Annotated in this window: 9 protein-coding genes; 4 read left to right on the top strand and 5 right to left on the bottom strand. The window is 62.4% G+C overall.

All coding sequences use genetic code 11. The annotated features are described in order from the left end of the window. Positions 1–441, bottom strand: a 441-nt coding sequence (locus HP499_RS17300; RefSeq protein WP_253951661.1) for a glutamate--tRNA ligase family protein, incomplete at its 3' end; no start/stop codon positions are given. 125 nt (positions 442–566) lie between these two features. After that, entirely contained in the window at positions 567–1343 is a 777-nt protein-coding gene (locus HP499_RS17295; protein WP_172325446.1) for a fumarylacetoacetate hydrolase family protein, read from the bottom strand. 122 nt (positions 1344–1465) lie between these two features. Between HP499_RS17295 and HP499_RS17290 the strand changes: the two genes are divergently transcribed. Next, a complete protein-coding gene (locus HP499_RS17290) occupies positions 1466–2362 on the top strand; it encodes a hypothetical protein (RefSeq protein WP_172325445.1) in 897 nt (298 codons plus the stop codon). 9 nt (positions 2363–2371) lie between these two features. On the opposite strand, the gene HP499_RS17285 is transcribed toward HP499_RS17290, so the two are convergent. From HP499_RS17285 to HP499_RS17275, 3 genes are all read right to left on the bottom strand, one after another. After that, a complete protein-coding gene (locus HP499_RS17285; protein ID WP_172325447.1) occupies positions 2372–3172 on the bottom strand; it encodes an MBL fold metallo-hydrolase in 801 nt (266 codons plus the stop codon). Positions 3173–3662: 490 nt separating this feature from the next. Next, positions 3663–4775 (bottom strand): branched-chain amino acid aminotransferase, encoded by a 1113-nt coding sequence (locus tag HP499_RS17280; RefSeq protein ID WP_172325444.1) that lies wholly within the window; start codon positions 4773–4775, stop codon positions 3663–3665. 119 nt (positions 4776–4894) lie between these two features. Then, a complete protein-coding gene (locus HP499_RS17275) occupies positions 4895–5947 on the bottom strand; it encodes a 3-isopropylmalate dehydrogenase (protein ID WP_172325443.1) in 1053 nt (350 codons plus the stop codon). A gap of 124 nt (positions 5948–6071) precedes the next feature. Here HP499_RS17275 and HP499_RS17270 point away from each other — a divergent pair, with 124 nt between their 5' ends. The 3 genes from HP499_RS17270 to HP499_RS17260 form a co-directional block, all read left to right on the top strand. After that, positions 6072–7256 (top strand): histidine kinase, encoded by a 1185-nt coding sequence (locus HP499_RS17270; RefSeq protein ID WP_172325442.1) that lies wholly within the window; start codon positions 6072–6074, stop codon positions 7254–7256. Positions 7257–7259: 3 nt separating this feature from the next. Further along, positions 7260–7973 carry a response regulator transcription factor gene (locus tag HP499_RS17265; RefSeq protein WP_172325441.1) on the top strand — a complete coding sequence of 238 codons (714 nt, stop codon included), beginning with the start codon at positions 7260–7262 and terminating at the stop codon, positions 7971–7973. Positions 7974–8061: 88 nt separating this feature from the next. Then, positions 8062–8286: ATP-binding cassette domain-containing protein (locus HP499_RS17260; protein ID WP_172325440.1), on the top strand; the 225-nt coding region annotated here is incomplete at its 3' end.

Genomic DNA, 8286 nt, shown 5'->3' with positions numbered 1-8286 from the left:
GCCGAGTTTCGGATCGCGGCCGGCGGCTTTGTGGCGGGCTTCGATTTCATCCGGCGTGGAGTAGGACTCGTAAACGTGACCGCCGGCCTTGAGTTTGGCGATGACATCCTGGTAGATCCCGCCACGCTGGGACTGGCGGTACGGCTCGTGCGGGCCGCCCACCTCTACGCCCTCATCCCAGTTGATGCCGAGCCACTTAAGAGCGTCCAGCAATTGGTGGTAGCTCTCCTCGCTGTCACGGGCAGAGTCCGTGTCCTCGATGCGGAAAATCAGCTTGCCGCCGGTGTGGCGCGCATATGCCCAGTTGAACAGGGCGGTACGGATCAGGCCAACGTGCGGAGTTCCCGTGGGCGACGGGCAAAAACGGACGCGGACCGGAGTCTCGGCGTTGACGGCAGGGATGGCGCTGGAGGCAGCGTTCGACGCAGAAGCAGTAGTCATAGTAGTTCCAACTTTACCGCTTGGCACCGCGTCGGTTTTCCGCCTTAAAGCGCCCGACGGCGGCACTCACCTCGTGTACGAAAGGCGCGTGCCGCCGTCGGGCATGATGTTCCAGTGGCGCTGCGTTAGCGGCGAACCACCGGGTTGGACAACCGTCCGATGCCTTCAATCTCAACCTCAAAGCGGTCGCCCTCGCTGACCAGGCCGACGCCGGAGGGCGTACCGGTCATGATGACATCGCCGGGGAGCAGCGTGAACGCGTGCGAAACGATCGAGACGAGTTCGCGGACGCCACGGATCATCTGGCTGGTGCTGCCGTCCTGGCGGAGTTCACCGTTGAGGCGTCCCTGGATGGTGAGGTCTTCGTGGTCGAGGTCTGTTTCAATCCACGGGCCGAGCGGAGCTGAGGTGTCGAACCCTTTGGCACGTGCCCACTGGAGGTCGGTCTTCTGGACATCACGGGCAGTGAGGTCATTGCCACAGGTGTAACCAAAGATGACGTCGTCCACGCGGTCTTCCGGGACGTCCTTGCAGATGCGGCCGATGACAACGCACAGCTCAGCTTCGAAGGAAACCTCATCAGAGAACTCCGGAAGAATGATGGGGTCGTTCGGTCCGATCACCGAAGTGTTCGGCTTCAGGAACAACAAGGGCTGCTGGGGAACTTCGTTGCCGAGTTCCGCTGCGTGCTCAGCGAAGTTACGTCCGACGCCAATGACCTTGCTGCGGGGAATGATCGGCGCCAGGAGCCGGACGTCCTCGAGCTTGTGCTTCACATGGGTACGTTCGACGCCATTAAAGAAGGGGTCGCCGTTGATGACAGTGATTTCCTCACTACCGGGCTCACCGTCAACAACGCCGTAAAGGGGATCAGAATCAACTACAAACCGGGCGATACGCATGGGCTCAAGCCTACCGTCCGGTCACCCCGGGCCTATTCATCAGGAAAAATGTCCGAGTCCCCACATAGACTTCCAAACAGTCAGGGCGAAGAGTGCCCGAGACTCCGTAGACAGGAGACCTGATGTTGGATACGGACACCGCAAATCATTTCTCTCAAATCGAGCTCGGAGAGCTACAAAGGAAGATCCATGCCTTTCGTCGGCTACCTTTTCATCGACTCGATCGAGAAGCTGTATCGAATGCTCTGCTAGACGTTTTGACATTCGGGCCTGAACGCCGGGCCATATTGGCTCCGCAGACGGGGACATATCCCGCAGGTACAACGTTCTACCGCATCCGGGCACTCCAGCCGAATGATCACATTCTACCGCTGCGCGACATGAGAGTGGCCGCAGACGCCTGGGAGCCACCTGCGAGCGTTGTAAAAGCGCAGCGACTGAACGTAGCAGGGGAATCACTTCTCTATACGACCCCTGGCGATGCGTCCGTTGTCGTCGCTGAAACGCGGATGCCGCCCTCCACCCTCTTCTCACTCATCCGCTACAGTTCGCGGACTCCGATAAATGTCACGGTGATTGGTGGTGAACCCGGCCTGATGGGTTTAACTAGCGAACAACACCTAAAATTGGCCATGCTCATGAACTTCTTGGAGCACGAGTTCACTCGAGATGTTGGTATCGGAACTGAGTATCTCTACATCGCCTCGGAAATAATAGCCAAAGATTATTTTGATCTCCCTCCAGAAGTTCAAGATGCCTGGTGCTACCCGTCAGTCGCATCGAGGCCGGCCGTCAACGTCGCCTTTCGACCTGCGGTCGCGCGCACCAAACTCGCCCTTGAGGGAGTCAGCATCGCTCGGTGGAGTCCAACCGACGACGGGATTAGTCTTCACGGGCTAGCTTTTGCAGAAGCTCCTGTGGGATCAGCAGAGTTCCGTTGGCACACCCATGGAACGCCAGTCCAAGAGGCAATCTTTCCCGAATTCGTGGACCCAGAATCTCAAACCACAGCTAGGTAGAACGCCGACTCAGCTGCGAAGGTAGTCCAGCTGCGCCGCTACGGAAGTCTCGGCCGCCCACCTGACAGATGGGTCGACGTCGGGATACACGGCGTCGGTGACTTCCGCGATCGCCGCGTCACTGCCCAAGTGCTTCAGTGCCGCCCTGATCTGGTCAAGGCGCTGCTCGCGGTGGTCCCGGTACTCGCGGCACTTATCGTCCAAAGCCGGAAGCACAGGGCCATGTGCGGGCAGCAGCGTCGCGGACCCTATCGCTTCCAGCCTGTCCAAGCTGGCAAGGTAGTGGCCCAACCGGCCGTCGGGATAGTCCAGCACGGTTGTCCCGCGGCCCAGGATCGTGTCGCCGGTGAGAACAGATCCGTGCGGACCGTCATCCGGGAGATGGAAACACAGGGAGTCGGATGTGTGACCAGGGGTGGCGACTACGCGGATTTCCACGCCGCCCGCGGTGAGGATTTCACCATCTTCCAGCGGCTCGCCGCCGTGGCAATGCTCCGGCAACGCAGCACGAACGGGGGCGCCGGTCATCTCATGGAAGCGTGCAGAGGCCTCAGTATGGTCAGCATGCCGGTGGGTGATCAGTACCACGTCCACAACTCCGGCTGAGGCAAGCACAGCGAGGTGCGCCTCGTCCTCAGGGCCCGGGTCCACTATGGCTACATGGCCCGAACCCGGAGCCCCGATGATGTAGGAGTTGGTGCCGTCCAGGCTCATAGGGCCCGGGTTGGGGGCCAACCGGAAGCGAGTGAGGTCGCTGCTGCGTTGCAGGGACGAGCCGTCATCGCCGGGAGAGTTGGCGGACGTCGCCATTGATTCTGAAGTCACGCTCCCATCTTGGCACTGAACCGCCCCTCTCCCACATCCCACCCCCCCCAAGTCCGACCCTCTCCCACATCCCACCCCCCCCAAGTCCGACCCTCTCCCACATCCCACGCCCTCCAAGTCCGACCCTCTTCCACATCCCAGGCCTCACAGTCAGGCTCGACGTCGTCGCCTCACCACGGTGCCGCCGTCGCCCATCCATGGGCCTGACCGGAAGCGGCAAGAACGTGTGGCTCAAAACCCGAGGGACCTGCAAGAACGTGTGGCTCAAAACCCGAGGGACCTGCAAGAGCGTCCGCGTCAAACCCGAGGGACCTGCAAGAGCGTCCGCGTCAAACCCCCGGGAAGTGAGAGAGGGACCCGTTTAAGGCCGCGGGATGTGGGAGAGCGTTCGACACAGCAGAACGGCGGCCCTTCCGCTTGGTTTCCAAGGGGAAGGGCCGCCGTCGTGCGGTGGTGTCTCGCGAAGTTCCGGCGGCTAGACCAGGCGGGTCAGCCAGCCGTGGGTGTCCTCGACGGTTCCGGTCTGGATGCCCAGGAGCTGCCGGCGGATGGCCATGGTGGTTTCCCCGGCCTTCGCGTCCTCGGAGCCGATGAATTCGGTGGCGTCCTTGAGCACACCGATCGGCGTGATCACAGCTGCCGTGCCGCATGCGAAGACCTCGGTGATCTCACCGGAGGCAACGCCGTCGCGCCACTCATCCAGGGTGATCTTGCGCTCGGTGACTTCACGGCCCATGTCCTTGGCCACCTGGATGACGGACATTCGGGTGACGCCTTCAAGGATGGTGCCACTCAGTGCGGGGGTTACCAGGGAGCCGTCCTTCATGACGAAGAAGACGTTCATGCCGCCAAGCTCTTCCACGGCGTCGTCGTTGAAGTGGTCCAGGAAAAGTACCTGCTTGCAGCCGTTCGCTTCGGCCTCCTGCTGCGCGATCAGGGAAGCTGCGTAGTTACCGCCGCACTTGGCCGCACCAGTACCGCCACGACCAGCACGGGCGTATTCGCGCGAGATCCAAATGGACACGGGCTTGAGCTCGCCGCCGAAGTAGTTCCCGGCAGGAGAAGCGATGACGCGGAAGGACACTTCCCGGGCAGCACGCACACCCAGGAACGCCTCCGTGGCGATCATGAACGGGCGCAGGTAGAGGGCTTCACCGTCACCGGAAGGAACCCATTCCTTATCAGCCTGCACGAGCTCGCGAATCGCACCCAGGAAGTACTCCTCGGGCAGCTCCGGCAGGGCCAGGCGACGCGCCGATTTATTCAACCGGGCTGCGTTGGCCTCGGGCCGGAAAGTCCACACGGAACCGTCAGCGTGACGGTAAGCCTTCAGGCCCTCGAAGATTTCCTGGCCGTAATGCAGGACCGCAGCCGAGGGGTCCAGGGAGATGGGTCCGTAAGGCTCGATCCGGGCATTCTGCCAACCGCCATTTCCATCGGCGTCAACCTTGTAGTCAACGACGGCGGTGTGGTCGGTGAAGTAGTCGCCGAAGCCCGGGTTCGCCAGGACGGCTGCACGCTCCTCAGCAGACTTCGGGGTTTCCGAAAGCTGCTGGCTGAATTCGACGCCATGGGCAGTCTGAGTCATGTTTCCTCCACAGTCAGCTACCTGGCAGGGCGAACCGGGCCCGAAAAAGGGTGTGGTTCAGCGATGGACCAAGGAAGCAGGTAAATAATTCAACACAAGCTTACGCCTGAGAATTGGGCCTAAAGTGCGGCCGCGATGGCATCGCCAATGGCAGCTGTGCTGCGTGCCGAACCGGTGCGGCTTTCGACGTCGGCGACTACTGCCGCTTCAATCTTGCGGGCCGCCTTGGTGTAGCCAAGGTGGTCCAGAAGGAGCACCGCGGAGAGGATGGCCGCAGTGGGGTCGGCTTTCTGCTGTCCGGCGATGTCCGGAGCTGAGCCGTGGACGGGCTCGAACATGGACGGTGCCGTCCGGTCCATGTTGATGTTGCCCGATGCCGCCAGGCCAATACCGCCGGTAATGGCAGCGGCGAGGTCGGTGAGGATGTCGCCGAACAGGTTGTCGGTCACGATGACATCGAAGCGGGAGGGATCGGTGACCATGAAGATGGTGGCGGCGTCAATGTGGAGATAATCGTGGGTGACCTCGGGGAATTCCTGGGCCACGGCCTCGACCGTCCGCTTCCACAAGTGCCCGGCGAAGACCAACACATTGTGCTTGTGGACGAGCGTGACGTGCTTACGCGGACGCTCGCTGGCGCGACGGAAGGCATCACGGACGACGCGCTCCACACCGTGTGCCGTGTTCAGGGAAACCTCCGTTGCAACCTCGTGGGGCGTGCCGCCGCGCAGGGTGCCGCCGTTGCCCACATAGGGACCCTCGGTACCTTCACGGACCACGATGAAGTCGATGGCACCGGGGTTGGCCAAGGGGCTGCCGACTGTGCCGTACAAACGGGAGGGCCGCAGGTTTACATAGTGGTCCAGGCTGAAGCGGAGCTTGAGCAGCATCTCGCGTTCGATGATCCCGGAAGGAATGCGGGTATCGCCAGGGGCCGCGCCCACTGCGCCAAAGAGGATGGCATCGCGGGTGCGCAGATCCGCCAGGACCTCGTCCGGCAGGGTCTCGCCTGTTTCAAGCCAATGCTGGGCACCGAGCTTGTAATTGGTCAGTTCAAGGGCAACGCCTTCGGCGGCTACGGCCTTTTCGAGGACCTTGACGGCTTCGGCGATGACCTCAGGGCCAATGCCGTCGCCAGGGATGACAGCGAGATTAATGGACGTTGCACTCATAGCTCTATCTAGCCAAGCAATCCACATGCTGGTCAAAATCGTCTCATTCTGCGAACACTGGAAGGTGAACGAGTCAGACCACGGCATGATGCCCGCAGCGGGAACCACCGCATAGAGTCTAAGCGTGGATAGAAGGCACGCAGTATACGAATGGTTCCGGATCAACCGCTTCATTGTTGACCTGACGGCAACGTGCCTGCTGATCCTCCTCTTCGGCCCGGTCTATTTGATCGCTGATCGTCCCTGGCTCTCGCTGTTGTCCTGCAGCCTCCTTCTCCCCCTCGCCTGGCGGCGCACCCGGCCTGCTTTGGCGGCCGGTGCCGTCATCGTTGTGTGCCTGATTCAATGGGCGGTGGGGGCCGAACCCGTGGCGGGCCAAATCGCCGTGCCACTGGTCATCTACGCGACCGCGGCCTATGGACCTGCGTGGGCCAGCCGCAGTGTCCTGATTGCAGGGCTTGCAGGCGGCGTCATGCTCACCACCAGGTTGTTCTCGACCACGGTGGAGTCGGGAATCATGGGCCTGACCATCGGCACGTTGTACACGGTCCTGATCTGGATGCTGGTGCTGGTGAGCTGGACCCTGGGCGACCTTACGCGCGTGCGCAGGCTGCAACTCCAGGCATTGGAAGACCGGACCCGGCGCCTCGAAGTAGAGCAGTTGCAGGAACGGAAACTGGCCGCCGCCGATGAGCGTTCCCACATTGCCCGCGAGATGCACGACATCGTGGCGCACTCCTTGTCCGTGATCATCACCCAGGCCGATGGAGCCCGCTACGCTGCGGCCGCAAAGCCCGAACTCGCCACTGAAGCCCTGGCCACGATTGCCGCCACTGGCCGGGACTCCTTGGGCGAAATGCGCAGGCTACTGGGGGTCCTCCGCTCCGACGACGACTCCCCTACCCGCCCGCAACCACGGCTCTCCGACCTGGACGAACTGCTCCTCGGATTCCGGGCCGCCAGCCTTCAGGTGGCCTTTGAGCAGAACGGGGTCCCGCGTCGCGCACTTCCTGCCGGGGCGGAGCTCACGGCCTACCGCATCATCCAGGAAGCCCTCACCAACGTCATGAAGCACGCCGGCCCGCAAGCAAAGGCGGCAGTCACCTTGAGTTGGCAGGCCCGGGGCCTGCAGCTGGACATCGTCGACGACGGCCGTGGAGCCGCTGCTGATCCCCCGGCGCCCGGCGGCGGCAACGGGTTGCTGGGAATGGGTGAAAGAGTCTCCCTTTACGATGGTTCCTTGACCGCAGGCCCGGAACAGGGCGGCGGGTTCCGCGTGTCCGCTTTTATCCCGTATTCGGAGGCCTAAGCCATGCCAGAAGTTCCTGCGCCCATCAGGGTGGCACTCGTTGACGACCAGCAGTTGGTCCGCTCGGGCTTTGGCATGCTGATCAATTCGCAGCCGGACCTCGAAGTGGTAGCCGAAGCCGGCAACGGAATCGAAGCTGTCCAGGCGCTGGCCGCCACTACGGCCGATGTGGTCCTGATGGATGTCCGCATGCCCGGGATGGACGGCATTGAAGCCACACGCCGCATCCTGGAGCAGGCCGCAGCGCAGCCTTCCGGCTCCCAGCGCGCGGAAGTCAAAATCGTGGTGCTCACTACCTTCGACCTGGACGAGTACGCGCTTGCAGCCATCCAAGCCGGCGCCAGTGGATTTCTCCTCAAAGACGCCCCACCCGAAGAACTCCTGGAAGCGATCCGCACCGTCTACCGCGGGGACGCGGTAATAGCACCTTCCACCACCCGGCGGTTGCTGGACCACGTGGCACCCTTGCTGAGGACGCAGACGCCGGAACAGTCCGGGCATGCTGCCGCCGTCGAGCGCCTGACGACCCGCGAGCGCGAGGTGTTCGAACTCATCGCCCAGGGACAGTCCAATCCCGAGATCGCAGCCGGGCTGTTCCTCTCCGAAGCCACGGTGAAAACCCACGTGGGCCATATCCTTGCCAAGCTCGGTGCCCGGGATCGGGTGCAGGTGGTGGTCATCGCCTATGAGACCGGCGTCGTAGCCCCGGGGTCCTAGCACCTCAGACCACGGTATGAGGGCCTTTGCTGCAGGATGGGCCCCTGGCCCGATCCTGAAGGAGCACGGCAAAACGTAGCGTGAAAGCATGACAACCTTCACGCCCCTTTCCCACCCGTCAGGAACCGATCACCCAGCAGGCTCCGGTGATGGGCACGCCCGCCCTGCGGTCGAGGCCCACGAGCTGACCAAGAGCTATGGCCGCGCGGATACTACTGTCACCGCCCTGAACAAGGTCTCGGTGAGCTTTGACGCCGGAAAGTTCACCGCGATCATGGGTCCTTCCGGTTCGGGCAAGTCCACGTTGATGCAT

It is taken from the genome of Paenarthrobacter sp. CM16 (assembly GCF_013179505.1).
Lineage (GTDB): Bacteria > Actinomycetota > Actinomycetes > Actinomycetales > Micrococcaceae > Arthrobacter.
This window is presented reverse-complemented; position numbering and strand designations above follow the sequence as displayed.

Coding starts and splice junctions, on each gene's coding strand:
- HP499_RS17295 (WP_172325446.1), bottom strand. CDS start 1,343: ATGCGTATCGCCCGGTTTGTAGTTGATTCTGATCCCCTTTACGGCGTT.
- HP499_RS17290 (WP_172325445.1), top strand. CDS start 1,466: ATGTTGGATACGGACACCGCAAATCATTTCTCTCAAATCGAGCTCGGA.
- HP499_RS17285 (WP_172325447.1), bottom strand. CDS start 3,172: ATGGCGACGTCCGCCAACTCTCCCGGCGATGACGGCTCGTCCCTGCAA.
- HP499_RS17280 (WP_172325444.1), bottom strand. CDS start 4,775: ATGACTCAGACTGCCCATGGCGTCGAATTCAGCCAGCAGCTTTCGGAA.
- HP499_RS17275 (WP_172325443.1), bottom strand. CDS start 5,947: ATGAGTGCAACGTCCATTAATCTCGCTGTCATCCCTGGCGACGGCATT.
- HP499_RS17265 (WP_172325441.1), top strand. CDS start 7,260: ATGCCAGAAGTTCCTGCGCCCATCAGGGTGGCACTCGTTGACGACCAG.